The sequence below is a fragment of the Catellatospora sichuanensis genome (genome assembly GCF_007483665.1).
GTDB lineage: Bacteria > Actinomycetota > Actinomycetes > Mycobacteriales > Micromonosporaceae > Catellatospora > Catellatospora sichuanensis.
Window position 1 is genome coordinate 94,400 of the sequence record NZ_VIQO01000025.1, and the last position, 20,160, is coordinate 114,559.

Annotated in this window: 18 protein-coding genes; 11 read left to right on the top strand and 7 right to left on the bottom strand. The window is 71.6% G+C overall.

The window, feature by feature from the left end; translation table 11 throughout:
* Positions 1-72 precede the first annotated feature (72 nt).
* The 3 genes from FLL47_RS31115 to FLL47_RS31125 form a co-directional block, all read right to left on the bottom strand.
* Positions 73-1,122: an ABC transporter ATP-binding protein gene (locus FLL47_RS31115; protein WP_186316023.1), complete on the bottom strand. Its 1,050-nt coding sequence runs from the start codon at positions 1,120-1,122 to the stop codon at positions 73-75.
* A gap of 58 nt (positions 1,123-1,180) precedes the next feature.
* Positions 1,181-1,570 (bottom strand): TOBE domain-containing protein, encoded by a 390-nt coding sequence (locus FLL47_RS31120; protein WP_144125631.1) that lies wholly within the window; start codon positions 1,568-1,570, stop codon positions 1,181-1,183.
* A gap of 323 nt (positions 1,571-1,893) precedes the next feature.
* Entirely contained in the window at positions 1,894-2,466 is a 573-nt protein-coding gene (locus FLL47_RS31125; RefSeq protein WP_144125634.1) for a YceI family protein, read from the bottom strand.
* 241 nt (positions 2,467-2,707) lie between these two features.
* Between FLL47_RS31125 and FLL47_RS31130 the strand changes: the two genes are divergently transcribed.
* Positions 2,708-5,050, top strand: a complete 2,343-nt coding sequence (locus FLL47_RS31130) for a transglycosylase domain-containing protein (protein ID WP_144125637.1) — start codon at positions 2,708-2,710, stop codon at positions 5,048-5,050.
* A 104-nt stretch (positions 5,051-5,154) separates the two neighbouring features.
* Here the strand turns inward: FLL47_RS31130 and FLL47_RS31135 are convergent, their stop codons facing one another.
* Together FLL47_RS31135 and FLL47_RS31140 are read right to left on the bottom strand one after the other, a co-directional pair.
* Positions 5,155-7,251, bottom strand: a complete 2,097-nt coding sequence (locus FLL47_RS31135; protein WP_186316009.1) for a glycoside hydrolase family 6 protein — start codon at positions 7,249-7,251, stop codon at positions 5,155-5,157.
* Positions 7,252-7,556: 305 nt separating this feature from the next.
* Positions 7,557-8,174 (bottom strand): TetR/AcrR family transcriptional regulator, encoded by a 618-nt coding sequence (locus FLL47_RS31140; protein WP_186316010.1) that lies wholly within the window; start codon positions 8,172-8,174, stop codon positions 7,557-7,559.
* Positions 8,175-8,325: 151 nt separating this feature from the next.
* Between FLL47_RS31140 and FLL47_RS31145 the strand changes: the two genes are divergently transcribed.
* From FLL47_RS31145 to FLL47_RS31155, 3 genes are read left to right on the top strand one after another with little or no spacing between them, the layout of a single operon-like run.
* Entirely contained in the window at positions 8,326-9,825 is a 1,500-nt protein-coding gene (locus tag FLL47_RS31145; RefSeq protein WP_222106291.1) for a flavin-containing monooxygenase, read from the top strand.
* Complete coding sequence (locus tag FLL47_RS31150; protein WP_144125646.1) at positions 9,822-10,715, top strand: SDR family oxidoreductase; 894 nt, start codon at positions 9,822-9,824, stop codon at positions 10,713-10,715. Before FLL47_RS31145 ends, FLL47_RS31150 begins: the two co-directional genes overlap by 4 nt.
* A gap of 55 nt (positions 10,716-10,770) precedes the next feature.
* A complete protein-coding gene (locus FLL47_RS31155) occupies positions 10,771-11,562 on the top strand; it encodes an alpha/beta fold hydrolase (RefSeq protein WP_144125649.1) in 792 nt (263 codons plus the stop codon).
* A 79-nt stretch (positions 11,563-11,641) separates the two neighbouring features.
* Here FLL47_RS31155 and FLL47_RS31160 read toward each other — a convergent pair whose 3' ends face one another.
* Entirely contained in the window at positions 11,642-12,688 is a 1,047-nt protein-coding gene (locus tag FLL47_RS31160; RefSeq protein ID WP_144125652.1) for a glucose 1-dehydrogenase, read from the bottom strand.
* A 155-nt stretch (positions 12,689-12,843) separates the two neighbouring features.
* Here FLL47_RS31160 and FLL47_RS31165 point away from each other — a divergent pair, with 155 nt between their 5' ends.
* Positions 12,844-14,931 carry a prolyl oligopeptidase family serine peptidase gene (locus tag FLL47_RS31165; protein WP_144125655.1) on the top strand — a complete coding sequence of 696 codons (2,088 nt, stop codon included), beginning with the start codon at positions 12,844-12,846 and terminating at the stop codon, positions 14,929-14,931.
* A gap of 66 nt (positions 14,932-14,997) precedes the next feature.
* Positions 14,998-15,840 carry a DUF4184 family protein gene (locus FLL47_RS31170; RefSeq protein WP_144125658.1) on the top strand — a complete coding sequence of 281 codons (843 nt, stop codon included), beginning with the start codon at positions 14,998-15,000 and terminating at the stop codon, positions 15,838-15,840.
* A 55-nt stretch (positions 15,841-15,895) separates the two neighbouring features.
* Here the strand turns inward: FLL47_RS31170 and FLL47_RS31175 are convergent, their stop codons facing one another.
* Complete coding sequence (locus FLL47_RS31175) at positions 15,896-16,594, bottom strand: hypothetical protein (protein ID WP_144125661.1); 699 nt, start codon at positions 16,592-16,594, stop codon at positions 15,896-15,898.
* A gap of 80 nt (positions 16,595-16,674) precedes the next feature.
* Here FLL47_RS31175 and FLL47_RS31180 point away from each other — a divergent pair, with 80 nt between their 5' ends.
* The 5 genes from FLL47_RS31180 (at position 16,675) to FLL47_RS31200 (ending at position 20,147) form a co-directional block, all read left to right on the top strand.
* The gene (locus FLL47_RS31180; protein ID WP_144125664.1) at positions 16,675-17,127 is read left to right on the top strand and encodes a hypothetical protein; all 453 of its coding nucleotides are present in this window, start codon (positions 16,675-16,677) and stop codon (positions 17,125-17,127) included.
* Positions 17,128-17,170: 43 nt separating this feature from the next.
* Positions 17,171-17,596, top strand: coding sequence for a GNAT family N-acetyltransferase (locus FLL47_RS31185; RefSeq protein ID WP_144125667.1), 426 nt, complete (start codon positions 17,171-17,173; stop codon positions 17,594-17,596).
* 62 nt (positions 17,597-17,658) lie between these two features.
* Positions 17,659-18,597 (top strand): metallophosphoesterase family protein, encoded by a 939-nt coding sequence (locus FLL47_RS31190; protein ID WP_222106281.1) that lies wholly within the window; start codon positions 17,659-17,661, stop codon positions 18,595-18,597.
* Positions 18,581-19,381, top strand: coding sequence for a hypothetical protein (locus FLL47_RS31195; RefSeq protein ID WP_144125669.1), 801 nt, complete (start codon positions 18,581-18,583; stop codon positions 19,379-19,381). Before FLL47_RS31190 ends, FLL47_RS31195 begins: the two co-directional genes overlap by 17 nt.
* Before the next feature lie 22 nt (positions 19,382-19,403).
* A complete protein-coding gene (locus FLL47_RS31200; RefSeq protein WP_144125672.1) occupies positions 19,404-20,147 on the top strand; it encodes an SIR2 family NAD-dependent protein deacylase in 744 nt (247 codons plus the stop codon).
* Positions 20,148-20,160: the final 13 nt, after the last annotated feature.

Below are 20,160 nucleotides of genomic sequence, written 5' to 3' on the forward strand. Positions count from 1 at the left end.
TTCGCGCCAGATCAGGCCCCACTTTCTGACACGAAACGCCGATCTTCGTCACCGGGGCCTGGACGGTCGCGGTCAGTACGGGTACGCGCGGGTCTCGGTGGCCTTCACGGCGGCCCAGACTTCGGTGCCGGGCAGGAGCCCGAGCTGGGCGGCGGCCGCGGGCGTGATCTCGGCGGCGGCGCGGATCGGGCCGCCCAGCTCCACCCGCAGATGGTCGCCGTGCGGCAGCACGCCGACGACGGTGGCCGCCCAGGTGTTGCGCGGGCTGCCCGCGGGCTGCTGCGGGTGCAGCGCGACCGACGACGGCGGGAAGGCGAGGAACGCGTCGCCGTGCACCTCGTCGTCGGCCACCATGGCGAATCCGCCGGGCAGTGTGACGGTGTGCCCGTCGGCCCGGCCGCGGTACAGGTTCAGGCCGACCAGCCGGGCGACGTACTCCGTGCGCGGCTGGGCGGTGACACCCGCCGCGTCGCCCTCCTGCACGATCCGGCCGTCCTCGACGATCACCAGCCGGTCGGCCAGCACCAGCGCGTCCAGCGGATCGTGGGTGACCAGCAGGGTCGCGCCCTCGTGCGTACGCAGGTCGTGGTGCAGCCGCGCCCGGGTCTCCATCCGGGTACGCGCGTCCAGCGCGGCCAGCGGCTCGTCGAGCAGCAGCAGATCCGGGCTCACCGCCATGGCCCGCGCCAGTGCCACCCGCTGGGCCTGCCCGCCCGACAGCTGCCGGGGCCGCTGCCGGGCCAGCGCCGTCAGCTCGACGCGGGCCAGCCAACGGGCCGCCTCGGCACGCGCGACGCGGCGCGACGCCCCTCGCGCCTGCGGGCCGAAGGCGATGTTGTCCAGCGCGGACAGGTGCGGGAAGAGCAGGTAGTCCTGGAACACCACGCCGACGCGGCGGTGCTCCGGCGGTACGAAGATCCCGGCGGCCGGATCGTCGAGGACCTCCTCGCCCAGCCGCAGCCGCCCGGCGTGCAGCGGTAGCAGCCCGGCCATCGCGCGCAGTGCCGTGGTCTTGCCGGCGCCGTTCGGCCCCAGCAGGGCGACGACCTCACCTTGGGCCACGGACAGCGCCACGTCGAGCCGGAACCCGGGCCGCTCGACGACGAGGTGCGCGGAGAGCAGCGCCCGCCCGCAGGGCCATCCCCCGACTGTCGCCCCGGTGCCGACCGCGGTCCGCGGGTCAGTCACGTTCGACCACCACGTTGGTGGACTTGATGACGGCGACGGCGACGCTGCCCACGTCGAGCCCGAGTTCCTCGACGGCCTCCCGGCTCATCAACGACACCACCCGGAAGGGGCCCGCCTGGATGTCGACCTGGGCCATCACGGTGTCCTTGACGATGGCGGTGACGATGCCGCGCATGCGATTGCGGGCCGAGGAGCGGTCGGCGCGGCCGTCGGGGTCGTCGGCCTGGGTGCGGGCGTACGCCGCGAGGTCGGCCCCGGCCACCATCCGGTGGTCGTGCTCGTCGCGGTGCGCCCGCAACCGGCCCGAGTCGACCAGCCGCCGCACCGTGTCCGCGCTGACGCCTAGCAGCTCCGCAGCCTCACCGATCCGAAATGCGGTCATGCGGCGAATGTACCCCTGGCATCTGCGAGCGCCGCGCGGTCCGAGCGACTGCCACGCGGCGGAGGCTCGGGACGTCCGAAACGCCATCGGCGGCCTGCGCCGCAGCGGAGGGGCCGGAACGCGTGTCGGGGAACCCGCCGCCCGAGGAGAGAAGGCGGCGGGTTCCCCGATGACCGGACGTGACGCGCGGCCACGCGCCCGCCCGGTACGCCGCGGCCCGACCGGCTGGACGTCTCCCGCACGTCCGGAGGTGCTCCCCCAAGCACCTTCCAGGGCGGGGCGTCGTCGGACCGCCGGTCGCGGCCGCGTGGAGCCCGACAGGCTCAGGCCTGGCGGGTGGCCTCGCCCTCAATTTCGATCTTGAGGGTCTTGCCGACCAGCACGCCGCCGGTCTCGAGCGCCTGGTTCCAGGTCACGTTGAACTGCTCGCGGTCGATCTCGGTGGTGGCGGTGAAGCCGATGAGCTCCTGGCCCCACGGGTTCTTGTTCACACCGCCGAACTCGAGCGCGAGCTCCACCGTCTTGGTGACGTCCTTGATGGTGAGCTCGCCGACGAGGGTGAAGTCCTCGCCCGACTCGGCCCGCAGGCCGGTGCTGCGGAAGCTCAGCTCCGGGTACTTCTCGGTCTCGAGGAAGTCGCCGGTGCGCAGGTGGTTGTCGCGGTCGGCGACACCGGTGTCGATGCTCGCGGTCTGCACGACGGCGTTCACCGACGAGGCCAGCGGGTCCTCGGCGATCACGATCTCGCCGGCGACGTCCTTGAACGCGCCGCGCACCTTGCTGACCACCATGTGCTTGATCACGAAGCCGACGCGCGTGTGCGCGGGGTCGATGGCGTAGGTGCCGGGCGTGGGGATGGTCAGGCCGTTCCAGGTGCGGGTGTTCAGCGTGGTCATGTCCGTGTCCTCCGATGGAAGCGTGCATCTCTTACGTGACGGTTCAACTATACGCGGCGCAACGATATTTCGGGTATCGACACGCTGTTTTCCGGATCACTCAAACGCTCTCGAACAGGAGGACCACTCAGCCCATGGGAATATGCCCTTTTTCAGATGAGATGCACGCCACAAATCCTGGCACATCGGAGATCTCCGGGCAGTCTTGAGCATCCCCGACCTCTCCCCCGAAGGTGCTGCGATGCCGCCGCTCAACCGGATGACTCGACTCACGCTGCTCGCCGTCGTCGCGGGAGCCGTCGTCGCCGCCGGGGCGATGCCTGCCGCAGCACTGGCCAACTGGGCGGTGGAGAAGTCCGCGCCCGCCTACGACACGCTCCCCGAGGTGCTCAAGCACCCCACCACGGCGCAGGCCAGCTACCTGTACGCCAACGACGCCAAGACCGTCGTCACCACCTTCTACGACGAGAACCGCCGCGACGTGACGCTGGCCGAGGTGGCCCCGGTCGTCCCGCAGGCCGTCGTCGCCGCCGAGGACGCCCGCTTCTACTCCCACCACGGTGTCGACCTCAAGGGCGTACTGCGCGCCGTGGTCGCCAACGGGGCCAGCGGCGGCGTCTCGCAGGGCGCCTCCACGCTGACCATGCAGTACGTGCGCAACGTGCTCAAGAGCGACCCCTCGCTGTCGACCGAGGAGCGCGCCGCGGCCACCGAGCAGACCCCCGCTCGCAAGATCCGCGAGGCCCGATACGCCCTGGCGGTGGAGAAGGAGCTGAGCAAGGCGCAGATCCTCGAGCGCTACCTGAACATCGCGTACTTCGGCTCCGGCGCGTACGGCATCTACGCCGCCTCGCACACGTACTTCTCCAAGGACCCCGCGCAGCTGACCCTGAGCGAAGCCTCGCTGCTGGCCGGGCTGCTCCAATCGCCCGAGGCGGACAGCCCGCTCAACGGCGGCATCGAGCGCGCCCTGGCCCGCCGCGACTACGTGCTCACCGCGATGACCGGCACCGGCGTGATCACCGCCGCACAGGCCGCGACCGCCAAGGCGAGCACGCCCGTGGTCAAGCGCGGCTCGAGCCCCAACGACTGCACCGCGTCGCGGGCCGGCTGGGGCTTCTTCTGCGACTACTTCCGCAGCTGGTGGCGCGACCAGGACACGTTCGGCGACACCGCGGAGGACCGCGAGCAGGCACTGCGCCAGGGCGGCTACCGCATCGTCACCACGCTCGACCCGAAGCTCCAGAACGCGGCGCAGACCCAGGTGACCAAGGTGTACGGGTACACCGACAAGCGCGCCCTGCCGATGGCCGTGGTCGAGCCCGGCACCGGCAAGGTCCTGGCGCTCGCGGTGAACCGCCGCTACAGCGCCGCGACCGGCGCGGGCAACACGATGAACCAGCTCGTCGCCGGCGGCACCGGCATCCACGGTTACCAGGCCGGTTCGACGTTCAAGATGTTCACCATGCTGGCCGCCCTGGAGGCGGGCAAGACCCTGGACACCCGGTTCGACGCGCCGACCAAGCTCACCACCACCTGGCCCGAGGCGACCGGCCCGGCCAGCTGCGACGGATACTGGTGCCCGCGCAATGCCAACCCGGCGTGGATGGACGGCAAGCGCGACATGTGGACCGGCTTCGGCCGGTCGGTGAACACCTACTTCGTCTGGCTGGAGCAGCAGGTCGGCGCGGACAAGACGATCGAGATGGCGCAGCGGCTGGGCATCAGGTTCCGGCACCCGGACAACGCCTCGCACGCGGCCACCGACGCGGCCGGCTGGGGCTCGTTCGTGCTGGGCGTCTCGCTGACCACACCGCTCGACCTGGCCAACGCGTACGCGACGCTGGCCGCCGACGGCGTCTACTGCGCACCGCTGCCGGTCGCCGCGGTCACCGACGGCACCGGTCGGCAGCTGGACGTGGCCGACACCACGTGTGGTCCGGCGATCAGTCCCGAGATCGCGCGGGCGGCCACCGACGCGGCCCGTTGCCCGGTCGGGCAGTCCGGGGCGTTCGGCCGCTGCGACGGGGGCACCGCGACGGCGGTGTCGGACCTGCTCGGCGGCCGCGCGGTGGCCGGCAAGACGGGCAGCTCGACCGACAACATGACCGAGTCGTTCGTGGCGTACACGCCTCAGCTGGCCGCGGCCGCGATCGCGGCGAACCCGGACACCCCCACCGACGCGGTCGGCGCGGCGGTGCTGTCGAAGGTGTACCGGGCCGTCGCCTCGACCCTCGCGACCGGTTCGCAGGGACTCGAGGTCAAGGATTTCCCGGCCCCGCTGCGCGAGTCGGCGTTGTCGCCCGAGCCGGAGCCGACCGAGCCGACCGAGCCCCGGGACGAGTCCCACGACGGGGACGGCGACAACAACGGCGACGGCAACGGCAACGGCAACGGCAACGGCGACGACCGTCCGGGCCGCGGCGACGACAACGACGACAGCGGCTCCGGCGACAACGGGAGTGACAACGGCTCCGGCGACGAGAACGGCGACAGCGGCTCCGGTGGCGGCAACGGGGGCGGCCGACCCGGCCGTGGTGGCGGCCAGGCGGGCGGCGCTCAGCCGCCCGGATCCGGCCGCTGACCCTCGGCGCACCCGCACAGGCAGGCCAACTGCCGCAAGGGTTAAGAAGGGCACCTTCTACAACGCATAGCGTTGTGAAGGTGCCCTTCCTTCTACTCAGCCGGTCAGGAGAGCGGCGGGTAGGCGTTGGCCATCAGCTCGGCGAACTGGGCCGGGAACCAGGCGCCCGAGATGGGGGCGTTGGCCAGGGCGCCGGTCAGGTTGTTGCCGTTGAGCTGGTTGCCGGTGTAGGTCGGGTCGCACATCCGGTCGAAGCCCTTGCCCTCGTTGTTCGGGATGAGGGAGGAGGAGCCGTCGGACTCGCCCGGGGGCTTCACCCAGACGTACGCGTCGATGCCGGTGGCCGGGGCCGAGCGCGGACGCTCGCCCATGCCCGCGCCGGACTGGTTGCACCAGTTACCCATGTGGATGCGCCGGTCGATGCGCGACTGGTTGACGAACGTGTCCACCGAAGTGGAGGTGCTCGCCGCGGTGGGCCGGTTCGCGCCGCCCCAGCCGTTGCGGGACGTGTCGATCAGCATGCCGATGTTGGAGTTGAAGCCCTCCGTCACCAGACGCTGGCGGAACGCCTGCGCGAACGACTGCTCGTCGACGTAGTAGTTCCAGTCCACCCACTTGCTCTGCCGCACCGAGGTGCCGCCGACCGAGGTGTTGATGGTGAAGTACGGCTCGACCGTGGCCGAGTAGTTGGCGGTGTTGGAGATGAAGCCGTGCACCTTGTCGACGGTGCTGCCCTCGGCGACCGCGGCCTCCTTGAACTTCACCGCGGACGGGCCGAAGTTGGTGTCCCAGCCGATCCAGCCGTGGTGCGCGGCGTCGATGTAGTTGTAGACGTTCGAGATCGCGCCGAGCTTGTTCAGCGCGTACCCGACGCCCTTGACGTAACCGCCGTTGGAGTTCATCGTCGCGCACTTGGCGATGTTCAGGTTCGTCACCAGGTTCGGCAGCGAGTCGATCTCGATGACCGCCACGATGCGCAGTGCCGCGTACTTCGACTGACCCATGATCGCGGCGATCGGGTCGATGTACTCGGACTTGTACCGCGGCAGCTCGTCCACGCCCAGCTCGCCGTTGCTGGCGAGGGCCGAACAGTCACGGCCGGGCAGGTTGTAGATCACGAACTGGACGGTCAGCGGGCCGCTGCCGGCGTTGTACTGCCGCAGCGCCTCGTCGAGGTGGGCGGCCAGGCCCATCGAGCCGTTCGAGCTGCTGCCCGACGTGCCCGCGATCGCCGCGATCCGGTCCAGCCAGACGGCGGTGGAGATGTTGGAGACCCGGCTGCCACCGGACACGGAGGCCGCCTTCGCGCTCCACTCCGGGTTCACGTAGCCGCGAGCCCCCGCGTACGGGTTGTCGACCTTGCCGCTCTGCGTGATGTCGTTGTCGATCTCGGTCACGGCCAGCGAGGCGCCGGTGTAGCCCGAGGCGGACGCCGCCACGGTCGCGGTGCCGTTGGTCTGGTCGCTGTCCTCGGCGGCCGCGATGGCGACGCTGACGCCGGCGACCGCGTTCGACGGGGTCAGCGTGACCGACGTCGGCGCGGTGATGCTGGTGTCGCCGCTACGCGCCAGGGCCACCGTCACGTTGGCGGTCGGCGCGGCGCTGAGCTTGACGTTGACCGTCGAGCTGCTGCCCTCGGCGACGCTCACCGACGACGGCGTGATGATGATCGAGCGGGGCTGCGGGCTCGCGCTGGTGCTCGGGCTCGGCTGGGTGCTCGGGCTGCTGCTCGGGCCGCCGCTCGGCGTCGGGGTCACCCCGCCCGTGGTGCAGGTGGTGTTGTTCAGCGTGAACGACGTCGGCTTCGGGTTGCTGCCGGTCCACCGGCCGTTGAAGCCGATGTTGGTCGACGCGCCGGTGCCGAGGCTGCCGTTGTGGGACAGGCTGGTGCCGGTCACGTTGGCGCCGGAGGCGGTCCAGTTCGCGGACCAGCCCTGGGTGTACGTCTGGCCGGACGGGAACGCGAACTTCAGCGACCAGCTCGTGATCGGGTCACCGGTGTTCTTGACGGTGATGGACGCGGTGAAGCCGCCGCTGCCGGGGGCTTCGGTCCAGTCGTTGGTGGTGTACGTGATGTCACAACCGGGCGCGGCGTGCGCGATCGCCGCGGGGAGCGTGACAAGGCCGGCGACCACGAGGGCGCTCGCACCGGTCAGCGCGATCACCTTGCGCCTTCCGGACAGCCTGATCGGGAATCTCATTGCCTTCTCCTTGGGCCGTGTCCGGATCCCCGGGCAGGGGTCCGGTGTGGACGATTACGGCCACGGCCGGAGGAGGGCCGCGCCGAGACGCCACGAGGTGGTGCGGATTGCCCGGCCCGGCGGGCGGAACTGAGGTGAACGCAGACGACCGGAACGCGGTCCGTGACAACGCCGTCCCGGTGAGACACCGGGTGCCCTCGGCGATGAAATCGCGTGTGCTCCCAACGCGAATGCGGTCATCGTCGCACACGAAACAAGCCCGACACAACACCGGACATCTATGCGTTGACCAGCGGATGAAAGTTTCAGGCGCGGTGGTAGAGCACCGCCGAGATCAACCGGACCACGTCTTCGTGCAGTGCCGCGAAACGGCCCTCGACGTCCTCGCCGGCCGACCCGGTGTACGGGTCGATGGCGTGCAGCAGCAGTTCGTTGATGCCGCCGACGATGGCCAGCGCCTGCGGCTGCGACAGCGGCTGCAGGTCCGGGTCGCTGAGCCGGCCCACCTCCACCAGGTCCACCAGAGTCCCCGCGAAGCGCTGCAGGGTCAGCTGGCGCAGCATGAACGCCCGGTGTCCGGCCGCCTGAACCTCGATCAGCATGGTCCGGGTGAACGCGGGCATCGTCTCCAGCGCGCCGAGGTAGGCCGCCGCGCCGTCGCTGATGCGCTGCGGCCACGGCTGGTCGCCGGACGCCGCCGCACGGATGATCAGGATCAGCCGGTCGCAGACGTGTTCGTAGAGCGCCATCAGGCACTCTTCCTTGGCCGTGAAGTGCTCGTAGAAGGTGCGCTTGGAGACCCTGGCCAACGCAACGATGTCGGCGATGGTGGTCGATGCGTAGCCCTTTTCGGCGACGCAGGTGGCGAGCGCCGCGGTCAGGTCACGGCGGACCGACTCGGGCGTCCGGGTGGGGGCGGCCAAGGCTCCTCCGCTGGTCGGGCGCGTCAGGGGTCGAATGGGTGGAGACTGTACCGGTGGCTCGTGGCGAATTCGGGCCTTCCCTGCCCTGTTACCCGATGGTAATTTCTCGGGCAAGGGCTGGTACTCGCTGGTACCACATAGGAGGTCGCCTGTGAGCAGCGACAATGCGGATCGCCATACCCGCATCGCGATCATCGGCGCCGGCTTCGGCGGGATCGGCACGGCCATCCGGCTGCGCGGCGCGGGCCACCGGGACTTCCTGGTCTTCGACCGCGGCGACGAGGTCGGCGGGACCTGGCGCGACAACTCCTATCCCGGCTGCGCCTGCGACGTGCCCTCGCACATGTACTCCTTCTCCTTCGCCCGCAACCCGGGCTGGAGCCGCAGCTTCTCACCGCAGCCGGAGATCTGGGCCTACCTGCGCCGCTGCGCCGACGAACACGGTGTGCGCCCCCACCTGCGGCTCGGGCACGAGCTGCGCGCCGCCGCCTGGGACGCGCAGGCGGGGCTGTGGCGGCTCGACACCTCGCAGGGCGCTTACACCGCGCAGATCCTGGTCGCGGCGGGCGGGCCGCTCACCGAGCCGTCGATCCCCGAGCTGCCCGGGCTCGGCGACTTCCGCGGCGAGACGTTCCACTCCGCGCGCTGGCGGCACGACCTCGACCTGACCGGGCGGCGGGTCGCCGTGGTCGGCACGGGAGCGTCGGCGATCCAGTTCGTACCGCAGATCGCACCTCAGGTGGCCGCGCTGACGCTGTTCCAGCGCACCCCCGCCTGGGTGCTGCCACGCCGCGACCGGCGCATCAGCGTGCTCGAGCGGCGACTGTTCCGCTCCGCACCGTTCACCCACTGGCTGGTGCGGGCCGGGGTGTACTGGGGACGCGAGTTCCAGGCCACCGCATTCCTGCGCCCGGCGCTGATGCGGTTCGGGCAGGGCATGGCCCGCCGGCATCTGCGCCGTTCGGTCGCCGACCCCGCGCTGCGCGAGCGGCTCACGCCCTCGTACACGATGGGCTGCAAGCGGGTGTTGCTGTCCAACGACTTCTATCCCGCGCTGGACCGCGCCAACGTGGACGTGGTCACCGAGCCGATCACCCGGATCACCGCCGACGGCGTGGTCACCGCCGACGGGCGGGAGCACCCCGCCGACACCCTCGTGTTCGGCACCGGCTTCCACGTCACCGACCTGCCGATGGCGCAGGCGATCCGGGGCGCCGACGGACGCACCCTGGCCGAGCACTGGGCCGGCAGCATGTACGCCTACCGCGGCACCGCCGTCACCGGCTTCCCGAACCTGTTCCTGCTGCTCGGCCCGAACACCGGGCTCGGCCACAACTCCGTCGTCTTCATGATCGAGTGCCAGATCAGCTACCTGCTGGGCGCGCTGCGCCACCTCGACACCGCCGGCGTCGCCGCGATCGAGCCGCGGCCGGAGGCGCAGCGGGCGTACAACGCCGACCTGGACCGCGCAATGGACGGCACGGTGTGGACCAGCGGCGGCTGCCGCAGCTGGTACCTCGACGCCAGCGGCCGCAACTCCACCCTGTGGCCCGGCTACACCTGGTCGTACTGGCTGCGCACGCGCCGCTTCGACGCCGCCGCCTACCGGGCCGTACCGGCCCGCACTCCCGTCACCGAGGAGCGCCGATGAAGAATTCGCTGCGCGGCCAGGTCGTGCTGATCACCGGCGCGGCCCGGGGCATCGGCGAGCACACCGCCCGGCTGGCCGCGGCCCGCGGGGCACGGATGTCGCTGGTCGGGCTCGAACCGGCCCGGCTGCGCGCGCTGGCGGAGGAGCTGAACACCGTCGCCGACGCGGCTTGGTTCGAGGCCGACGTCACCGACTCGGCCGCGCTGGAGCAGTCCGTGGCCGGGACTCTGCAGGCATACGGGCGCATCGACTGCGTGATCGCCAACGCCGGGATCGCGGGCCTCGGCACCGTCGCGACCGGCGACATCGAGGCGCTGGCCCGCACCGTCGAGGTGAACCTGATCGGCGTGATGCGCACGGCCGCCGCGACGGCCGCGCCGGTCATCGCCGCCCGCGGCTACTACCTGCTGGTGTCGTCGACCGCGGCGTTCACCGCGCTGCCCGGCATGTCCGCGTACTGCGCGGCGAAGGCCGGGGTCGAGCACTTCGGCAACGCGCTGCGGCTGGAGCTGGCCCATCACGGCGTCGGCGTCGGCACCGCCCATCCCGGATGGATCGACACCGACCTGGTCCGCGACGCCAAGGACGACCTGCCGTCGTTCCGCGCCGCGTTCGGCAGCCTGCCCTGGCCGGTCGGCTCGACCAGCTCCGTCGAGCAGTGCGCCCGCGCGTTCGTACGCGGCGTCGAGCAGCGGCGCAGGCGGGTCTACGTGCCGCGGGCCATCGGCGGCGTGCAGCTGCTTCGCACGGTCGTGAACAGCTCGTTCAGCGACCGGCTGGTGGGGCGGCGGTCACGGTCGCTGGTGCCTGCGCTGGAGCGGGAGGTGGCGGCGCTGGGCCGCTCCTTCGGCACGCACAGCGCCGAGACCGTCCGAGGGGAGACCCGATAAGCAGGCAGGCCGCATCGTGCGGTCTGCGCGCCGGTTGCGGCGAGGAGGGGGCGGCATGACGATCGAGGTGGCGTACGAGCGGCGCGGCGCGGGCGAGCCGCTGGTGCTGATCCACGGCATCGGCCATCACTGGCGGGCCTGGGAGCCGGTGCTCGACCTGCTGGCCGAGGCCCACGACGTGATCGCGATCGACCTGCCCGGCTTCGGCCGCTCGCCGGTGCCCCCCGGCGGCATGCCCGGCGACATGGCCCAGACCGTCGCCGCCGTCGCGTCGTGGTTCGACGAGCAGGGCCTGCACCGGCCGCACGTGGCGGGCAACAGCCTCGGCGGCGCGATCGCCCTGGAGCTGGCCGCGGCCGGGCTCGTCGCCTCCGCGACCGCGATCGCTCCGGCCGGTTTCTGGAAGCGCTGGCAGGTGCGGTACGCGCTGACCGTGCTCACCGCGCTGCGCTGGGGCACGCTGCTGCCGCAGCCGATGGTGCGCGCCAACATGCGGCCCTCGCGGACCCGGGCCCTGGCCTTCGCGATGCTGATGCGCCACCCCGGCCGGCTCGACGCCGAGCGAGCAATCGCCGACGCCCTCGCGCTGCGGACCGGCGCCGGGTTCGGGCCGGTGGCACGGGTCGCCGCGCGAGGCTACGAGTTCCGGGGCGAGCCCTCCGTGCCGGTGACCGTGGCCTGGGGCGATCGCGACCGGATCCTGCTGCCGCGCCAGGCCGGGACCGCCCGGCAGCGGCTGCCGCAGGCGCGGCACGTGACCCTGCCGGGGTGCGGTCACGTGCCGATGAGCGACGACCCGGCCCTGCTCGCCGAGGTCATCCTCGCCACCACCGCCCGCGGCGCCTGATCAGCGGCACTGAGGTGTTTGGAAGGGCACCTTCCTCTACGCATAGCGATAAGAAGGTGCCCTTCCTTCGGTTGACGGCTCAGGGGGCGAAGTCGAGGACGACTTTGATGTCGTCGGGTTGGTTCTCCAGGGCTGAGGCGTAGTCGGCGGCGGGGACGCGGCGGGTGATCAGGGCGGAGAGCCAGGCCTGGTCGGCGGACTGGAGGGCGTGGGCGGCCTCCTGCCAGTGGCGCAGGTTGGCGTTGACGGAGCCGAAGACGACGTTGTTCTCCAGGACCATGTCGCGGTTGAGGCCGCCGAGGTCCAGGGCGAGTTTGCGGCCGCCGCTGGACACGCCGGTGAGGCATACCGTGCCGTTCGGGCCGACCTGGTCGATGACCTGCGCGATGACCGGCGGCGCGCCGGTGCACTCCAGGACCAGGTCCGGTTCGAAGTCGAGGTCGCAGACCTGGCCGGTGTGGTAGGTCGCGCCGAGGCCGGCGACCAGGTCGAGCTTGGGGCCCTCGGTGGCCCGGTCGAGCACGTGCACGTCGAGGTCGCGCTGGCGGCCCAGCAGCGCGGCCAGCAGGCCGATCGGGCCGGCGCCGGTGACCAGCACGGTCTGCGGGTCGTAGCGGGCGCGCAGACCGATGCGTTCGATGTGCTCCCAGGCCTTGGCGACCACGCTGGTCGGCTCGAGCAGCATGCCCACCTCCAGCAGCGAGGCGTCCAGACCGACGGCGAAGTCGGGCTCGACGCGCCAGCGCTCCCGGGCGAAGCCGTGCCGTTCCTTGATGCCGCACTCCACATACTGGCCGTTGCGGCACATGTCCCACTCGCCGACCAGGCAGTTGACGCAGGGCACGGGGTCGGGCCGGCGCACGATGCCCGCGACCAGATCGCCGGGCTGCCAGCGGCCGGAGTCGTCGGAGATGACCCGGCCCAGCGACTCGTGGCCGATGACCAGGCGGTTTCCGGGGCCGGGCGCGGTGCCGTACTCCCCCGCGACGATCTCGCGGTCGGTGCCGCACACGCCCACGGCGACGGCGGCCACCAGCACCTGCCCCTCGGACGCGTCCGGTTCGGGCAGGTCGTCGACGTATCGGGCCGAGTTCGGGCGTCCCGCCTCGACGATCAAACCTCGCATAGCCGTCACCCTAGGCTCGTCGGTCACCATCCGCCGGGCAATCGCCCGCCGACCCGGTCATGTCCACGATGTCCGGCTTGCCGGGTGTACCGGCCAGCGTCAGACGCCGCTACTCGCACGTGCGACAACACCACGTGTCGTGCATCCTTTACGGCATGTCCACCGACCGCGCCCCCTCCGCCTACCCGCCTGCCGCCCGGCTGAACCTCGTGGAGCAGATCCACGGCCACCGGATCGCCGACCCGTACCGGTGGCTGGAGGACCCCGCCGACCCGGACACCGCGGCCTGGTCCCGGGCGCAGGCCGAACTGCTGGCGGCCGCCCGGTCGAACTGGCCGGAACGCGGTGCGCTGCGCGACCGGCTGGCGCAGCTGCTCGCCGTCGGCGCGGTGACGGCACCCGTCTGGTACGGCGATCGCGGCTTCTTCCAGCGGCGGGCGGCCGAGCAGGACCACGCGGTGCTGCTGGTGATCGAGGCCGACGGGACCGAGCGGGTCCTGCTCGACCCGAACGCCGTCGACCCGACCGGCGCGACGACACTGGACTGGTACTACCCGTCGCCGGAAGGCACGCTGCTGGCGTACGCGCTGTCGGTGGGCGGCACCGAGGAGCCGCTGCTGCGGGTGATGGAGGTGGCCACCGGCACGATCGTGGACGGGCCCATCGACCGGATGCGGCACACCGCGATCGCCTGGCTGCCCGGCGGCGAGGCCTTCTACTACTCGCGATTCCTCGCGCCCGGTACGGTCGACGGCGACGACCCGAAGCTGCACCGCCGGGTGTACCTGCACCGGCTCGGCACCGACCCGGACACCGACCCGCTGATCCTCGGCGACGGCTCGCCCCGGGGCCGCTACTTCATGCCGCGGGTGTCGCGGGACGGGCGCTGGCTCACCATCAGCGAGACCCAGGGCACCGACCCGCGCAACGACCTGTGGCTGGCCGACCTGTCGGCGAGCCCGCCGGACGCGCCCGCGCTGCGCCCCGTGCAGCAGGGCGTGGACGCGATGACCTACCCGCACTTCCACGGCGGGCTGGTCTACCTGCAGACCAACCGCGACGCGCCCCGGTGGCGGCTGTGCGTGGCCGACCCCGCCGACCCGGCGTACCCGCACTGGCGCGAGCTGATCGCCGAGGACGCCGGAGCGGTGCTGGACGACTACGCCATCCTCGACGGCCCCGCGCTGGAGTCGCCGGTGCTGCTGGTGGCCACCACCCGGCACGCGCTCAGCGAGCTGACCGTGCACGGCCTGGCCACCGGCGAAGAGATCGCCAAGGTGGCGCTGCCCGGCGTGGGCAGCCTCGGCCCGCTGACGTCCCGGCGCGACGGCGGCCACGAGGCCTGGTTCAGCTACGGCGACCACACCACGCCCGGCACCGTGCACCGTTTCGACGCCCGGGACAACACGGTCGGCCTGTGGGCCCGGCCGCCCGGCGCGGTAATGGTCGGCGACGTGGTGACCGAGCAGGTCACCTACACCTCGGCCGACGGCACCGACGTGCGCATGTTCGTCGTGGCGCCCGCCGCGCCCGCCACCGGGCCACGGCCCACGCTGCTGTACGGCTACGGCGGTTTCAACATCTCGCTGACCCCCTGGTACTCGCCGATGGCCATCGCCTGGGCGGAGGCCGGCGGGGTGTGGGCGGTGGCGAACCTGCGCGGCGGCGGCGAGGAGGGCGAGCAGTGGCACCGTGACGGCATGCTCGCCCGCAAGCAGAACGTCTTCGACGACTTCCACGCCGCCGCGGACTGGCTGGTCGCCTCGGGCACGACCACCCCGGGCCAGCTGGCGATCATGGGCGGATCGAACGGCGGCCTGCTGGTCGGCGCGGCACTGACCCAGCGGCCGCACGCGTACGCCGCGGTGGTCTGCTCCGCGCCGCTGCTGGACATGGTCCGCTACGAGCTGTTCGGCCTCGGCTCGACCTGGGCCGGGGAGTACGGCACCGCCGCCGACCCGGAGCAGCTCGGCTGGCTGCTGTCCTACTCTCCGTACCACCACGTGCACGAGGGCACGGACTATCCGGCGGTGCTGTTCACCGTGTTCGACGGCGACAGCCGGGTAGACCCCCTGCACGCCCGCAAGCTCACCGCCGCTCTGCAGCACGCCACGTCGAGCACGCGCCCGGTGCTGCTGCGCAGCGAGGGCGACGTCGGGCACGGCAACCGGTCCGTGTCACGAACCCTGGACCTGTACGCCGACGAGCTGGCGTTCCTGACCGCATACACCCGGCAGGCCTGACGTCGCCCGCCTCGCGTGGGCGATGCGGGCTGATGGTCACGGCTGAACCCTCTATACGGTTGGATCATGCCGCTGACGCTGCCGACCCATCCTGTCGCCGTCGTCCCACTCAAGCTGTGGCGTCCCCGCTGGTTCGACGGCGTCGCGCTGACGATCGGCACAGTCGCGCCCGACCTCGCCTTCGCCGCCGACGGTTACGGCGTGACGATCCACAGTCACGCGTGGCACGCCCCCCTGTGGTGGGCGTTGCCGCTGACCGTCGTCGGCACCAGGTTGGTCCGCTGGGCAGCGCCGACGATCGCCGCGCACCTGCCCGCAGGCGGCCCTCTGGCCCTGCGCGACTACGGCGTGCTGGGCCTGGCACGTCATCGCCGGCGGGTCACCGCGACCTCGGCGCTCATCGGTGCGGGCAGCCACATCGGCTGGGACGCGTTCACCCATCCGACCGTCGACGGCGGCCGCGTCATCTTCCCGCTCCTGCATCGCCAGGCATGGCCGGCCATGCCGTGGTGGGAGTTCCTGTCCGCTGCCTCCAACCTGGTCGGCTTCGCCGCCGCCATCGCGCTGCTGGTCCATGTCGGCCGAACCCGCCTGCTGCGGCGCTGGTACGGGCAGGGACCGCCGACGGCCGCGCCACGGCCGATCCCGTTCTGGTCCGTGGTGACCCTGGTGTTCGCGCTCGGCCTGGCATCGCTGCCCCTGCACCCGGTGCGGCTGATCGGCGACCAGGCCGTGCGAGTGATCCTGTTCGCCGCACTGGCACTCTTCGCGGGCGCCGCAGCGGTACAGGCGCATGCCTCCCTACGGCAGCGCGGATCTTCGAGTCGACCCGTTCCGGCAGTTCGGCACGGCGGGGACGGGACCGACCCGGCCGCTCACACGACGTCGGGCATGGCAGCCGATCGTTAACAGGGACCACAGACCTGTACGCCGACGAGCCGGCGTTCCTGACCGCGTACACCCGTCAGGGCCGGCGCCGCCGGGGATCCACCGCCAGGATCATGCACTCCCAGCTGGTGTCCCGGCGGCCGGCGGAACGGTCCGGCCGGCCGGGACCGGTCCACTGGCTGAGCAGGGCCGGCCCGCCGTGCCGCCGGATGTCCACGTGCCGGGAGACCTGGCCGGAGCACCAGGTCAGATCGTCGCCGGCGGCATACAGGGCACGCGCCGTACCCGACCAGAACACCGTGTCCCCGTGCTCATGCACCCCGAGGGCGTGCTCCCGCCAGTCCCAGCCCGGCTCGGCGACGGGCGGCCGCGGCGGCGGCACGCTCATGAAGGCGAGCCTGCCCGGCCGCGGGCCGCGGCCCAGCCGGGTGCGTAGCGCGGTCCAATGCGCCGGCCGCAGACCCACGTCGCCTCGCATGATCAGCAGGTCGCCGAGGCCCTGTTCGCGTGACCAGAACTCGGCGTGCTCGTCGCGCGGGTTGCGCCGCAGCGGCACGTGGACCGCGGTGTGCGGACTCACCGCGGCGAGCCGGAACAGTGCGCCCAACCGCCACAGGTCCGCGCGTGACGCCGTCAGCGCACCCGTGTGCTGCCACAGCAACAGGCTCTGGTGGGTGTCACGCAGGGGCGGATCCGGCACCACGACGCGGCGCAGCCGTGACTGCCCGGGCACCGCGTGCACGCGCACCCGCAGTGCGGTCCGCCTACGCTCCACCGACCCCCCCGTCGCGCCTCCGCGGGCACCCGTCGCACGCAGGGACCACATGGTATTGCCAGCCCATGCTAGAAAGTGCCGTGACCGACACCCCTGACGTGCACCTGCAGCTGGCTCTCCTGGCCTCGCGGCGGGTGCGGCAGTATCAGTCCGCCGCCAACGGCATCGCCGCGCTCGGCTTCGCCGGCACCGTGCTGCTCTGCGTGGCGGCGGCCACCGTCGGTCCCCCCACCAGCGGCGTCTTCGACCTGGCGGGCCGGCAGGCCGTCCTGCTGCTGCTGGCCTCGGTCCTGTGCGGGCTGAGCGCGGTCGGGGTCAACGCCGCCCGGCTGTGGACGCGTTTCTACCACGCCGAATCCGAAGGTTGGCTCGACCAGGTGGTCCCGGCCGCGGAGCGTGCCACGGTCATCCGGCAGTTCCTGGCCGGCAATCCGGCCCCGACGGCGCTGAGCGTGCTCTGGACGGCCATGCTCGGCGTGACGTCGGCGTCCACCGCCATCACCGCGCTCATGTTCCTGCCCTGGACGGGCTAGGGGCACCGCGGCCACGTTCCACTGCGGCAGGGAGAATCCCGGCATGCCGTTCTCCCTGCGCACCGCCGACGCCACCGACATCGAGCAGCTGCTCGCCTTCTGGAAGACCGCCGCCGAGAACACCGACCGCGGCGACGCCGCCGAGGCGGTAAACGCGCTGCTGGCCCGCGACCCCGAGTCGCTGCTGCTGGCCGTGGACGGCGACGAGATCGTAGGTTCGCTGATCGCCGGGTGGGACGGCTGGCGCTGCCACCTCTACCGGTATGCCGTGCACCCGGACCGCCGCCGCCAGGGCATCGGGCGTGCCCTGCTGAACGCCGCCGAGCAGCGGTTCGCGGCCCTGGGCGGGCGGCGGGCCGACGCGATGGTGCTCGACGCCAACGAACTCGCCGCCGAGGCGTGGACCGCCGTCGGCTATGCGCGGCAGCCGCAGTGGTCGCGCTGGGTCAAACCCCTGACCGCCCGCTGACCGGTCGCCGTGGTGCACGGCACGGGACAGCGGCGTGCCCGCGCCACAAATAGGATCATGAAATGCGCCAGCCCCTCGACCGCATCGCCCTGATCTCCGATGTGCACGGCAACCTGACCGCCCTGGAGGCGGTCCTCGACGACATCGACGCCCGCGGCATAACGCGCATCTTCAATCTCGGCGACTACGTCGGCAAGGGACCGCGCGGGCGTGAGGTCATCGACCTGTGCCGGGAGCGGTGCGAGGTCAACATCCTCGGCAACTGGGACGACTTCCTGCCCGATCCCGCCCGGACCTTCGACACCCCGACGAAGTCATTCGCGTGGTGGCTGGCGCAGCTGTCGCAGGGGCAGGGCGAGTGGCTGCGGGCGCTACCTTTCAGCCACGACTTCCTGATGAGCGGGCGACGCGTACGGCTCTACCATGCCTCGTCGGGCACGGTGCACCACCGCGTCCGCTTCGACCACGACGAGGCGGAGTTCCTGTCGATGTTCGCCAACACCCCGGCGACCGGCGACGGACCGGAACCGTCGGTGGTCGGCTACGGCGACACCCACGACCCGTACTACGAGGTGGACCGCGCCCGGCGCACCCTGTTCAACACCGGCAGCGTCGGCAACTCCATGGACGACCCGACCCCGGTGTACGTGATCCTGGAGGGGGTGTACGGGTCCGAGGCCGAGGCGCCGTTCTCGATCCAGTTCGTGCGGGTGCCGTACGACGTGGAGGCCGAGCTGGCGGTGGCCCGGAGATGGGCATGCCCGAGTACGCGGGATACGAGTCCGAGATCCGGGACGGTGTCTACCGCGGTGAGATGGACAAACCGGGCGGCCCCGGCTACCACCGACGCCCGCGGACGTAGGCCGCGCCGGTCAGGGCCGGCCGGCAGCGCGGTCCACCCGGCCGGCCGCTTCATACCGCCCAGCCCAGTCGAATCGAGCTGCTCGGATCCCCGCTGTTCAGCTGCGGCGCTAGCCTTGCCGCGTGCACATTCTCCATGACCGGTCGGTGGGCCGACGACTGAAGGGATTCCTCGACCAAGCGCGGCGATTCGACCCGACCCCGGAGGAGGTGATCCGTTCCGAGGGACGGGTCGTCGACGCCTGCGGGCGAGAGAGCAGAGCCCCGGAGGAGATCATCGAAGCGATGGTCCGGTTCGAGCAACGCTTCGGCGGCATCGGCTACAAACTTCTGGTCGGCAATCCCATGACGTATGGCCTGAGGGTCAAAAGGCATGGCCCGAGGCGCGGCCCCACGGCCTACCTCACCGAGCAAGGCTGGGCGTTTGCCGGGATCGTTGACGGAGACCTCACGTGGGGCCTGGATGTGCTGGTAGACGGCCGCGTTGCCGTCGACTACGGCGAGCCCATCGCATACAGGGTTCTCAACCGCAATGTCGAGCAGCGTCTTCAGAGTGATGCGTTGCTGGCGGAACTGCGCCATCGGCCCCACCGGAGCTTCGAGTTCAGGGTCGCCAACAAGGTCACGCCGTCGATCCCCGACGCGGGGCTGCCGCCGGTGCTTCCGGAAGCAAGCGGCGAAGGGGCCCTGTGGTGGGGCGGCGGCGAGTCGGCCTTCTTCGCTCGACTTCACAGCTGGATCTATGACGGCATGGACAGTTGGCAGCTGTGGGCGTTCGCCGTCCAGCCCTCCGCCGTCCAGGACGTGCGTGATCTGGTTGCCTTCCGGGCACTCCAGCCGGTGGAATCCACCTGGTGTCACCTGTGCGGTGAGCCGACGACAGCCGGGGAGACATGCACGCAGGCCCCGGGTAAATCGGCTTGAAACGGCTTGGAACATGGACCGTATGAACGAGCGCAAGCCGATGATCGCGATCCTGACGGGTGCGGGTATCTCCACCGACTCCGGAATCCCCGATTTCAGAGGTCCTCAGGGCGTATGGACCAGGGACCCGGCCGCGGAGAAGATGTTCACGTACGAGTACTACATGGCCGACCCGGCCGTGCGCCGCGCCTCGTGGCGGGCCCGTGCCGACAACGCGGCGTGGACCGCCCAGCCCAACCCGGCGCACCTCGCGCTGGTCGAGCTGGAGCGGGCCGGCTTCCCGGTGCGGATCATCACGCAGAACATCGACGGCCTGCACCAGAAGGCGGGCTCGACCCCGCGCAAGGTGCTGGAGCTGCACGGCACCATGTTCACGGTGCGCTGCATGGGCTGCGGTGAGCGGGGCACCATGCGTGACGCGCTGGACCGGGTCGAGGCCGGTGACCCGGACCCGGCCTGCCTGTCCTGCGGCGGCATCCTCAAAGCCGGCACGATCATGTTCGGCGAGAACCTGGACAGCGACACGCTGAACCAGGCCGGCTCGATCGCCAAGGCGTGCCGGATCTTCTGGGCCGTCGGCACGTCGCTGCAGGTCCAGCCGGCCGCGTCGCTGTGCGCCATCGCCATGACCGAAGGGGCGAAGACCACCATCGTCAACGCCCAGCCGACCCCGTACGACGTCGTCGCCGACCAGGTCGTCCGCGACCCCATCGGCGAAGCCGTCCCCCGCATGGTCGCCGCCCTCATCGCCGCACACCCGTCCTGAAGATCGCGACGAT

What these genes read in the sequence shown, in the direction of transcription:
- FLL47_RS31120 (WP_144125631.1), bottom strand. Translation starts at nt 1,570, where the DNA reads ATGACCGCATTTCGGATCGGTGAGGCTGCGGAGCTGCTAGGCGTCAGC.
- FLL47_RS31125 (WP_144125634.1), bottom strand. Translation starts at nt 2,466, where the DNA reads ATGACCACGCTGAACACCCGCACCTGGAACGGCCTGACCATCCCCACG.
- FLL47_RS31130 (WP_144125637.1), top strand. Translation starts at nt 2,708, where the DNA reads ATGCCGCCGCTCAACCGGATGACTCGACTCACGCTGCTCGCCGTCGTC.
- FLL47_RS31135 (WP_186316009.1), bottom strand. Translation starts at nt 7,251, where the DNA reads ATGAGATTCCCGATCAGGCTGTCCGGAAGGCGCAAGGTGATCGCGCTG.
- FLL47_RS31150 (WP_144125646.1), top strand. Translation starts at nt 9,822, where the DNA reads ATGAAGAATTCGCTGCGCGGCCAGGTCGTGCTGATCACCGGCGCGGCC.
- FLL47_RS31155 (WP_144125649.1), top strand. Translation starts at nt 10,771, where the DNA reads ATGACGATCGAGGTGGCGTACGAGCGGCGCGGCGCGGGCGAGCCGCTG.
- FLL47_RS31160 (WP_144125652.1), bottom strand. Translation starts at nt 12,688, where the DNA reads ATGCGAGGTTTGATCGTCGAGGCGGGACGCCCGAACTCGGCCCGATAC.
- FLL47_RS31165 (WP_144125655.1), top strand. Translation starts at nt 12,844, where the DNA reads ATGTCCACCGACCGCGCCCCCTCCGCCTACCCGCCTGCCGCCCGGCTG.
- FLL47_RS31170 (WP_144125658.1), top strand. Translation starts at nt 14,998, where the DNA reads ATGCCGCTGACGCTGCCGACCCATCCTGTCGCCGTCGTCCCACTCAAG.
- FLL47_RS31185 (WP_144125667.1), top strand. Translation starts at nt 17,171, where the DNA reads ATGCCGTTCTCCCTGCGCACCGCCGACGCCACCGACATCGAGCAGCTG.
- FLL47_RS31190 (WP_222106281.1), top strand. Translation starts at nt 17,659, where the DNA reads ATGCGCCAGCCCCTCGACCGCATCGCCCTGATCTCCGATGTGCACGGC.
- FLL47_RS31200 (WP_144125672.1), top strand. Translation starts at nt 19,404, where the DNA reads ATGAACGAGCGCAAGCCGATGATCGCGATCCTGACGGGTGCGGGTATC.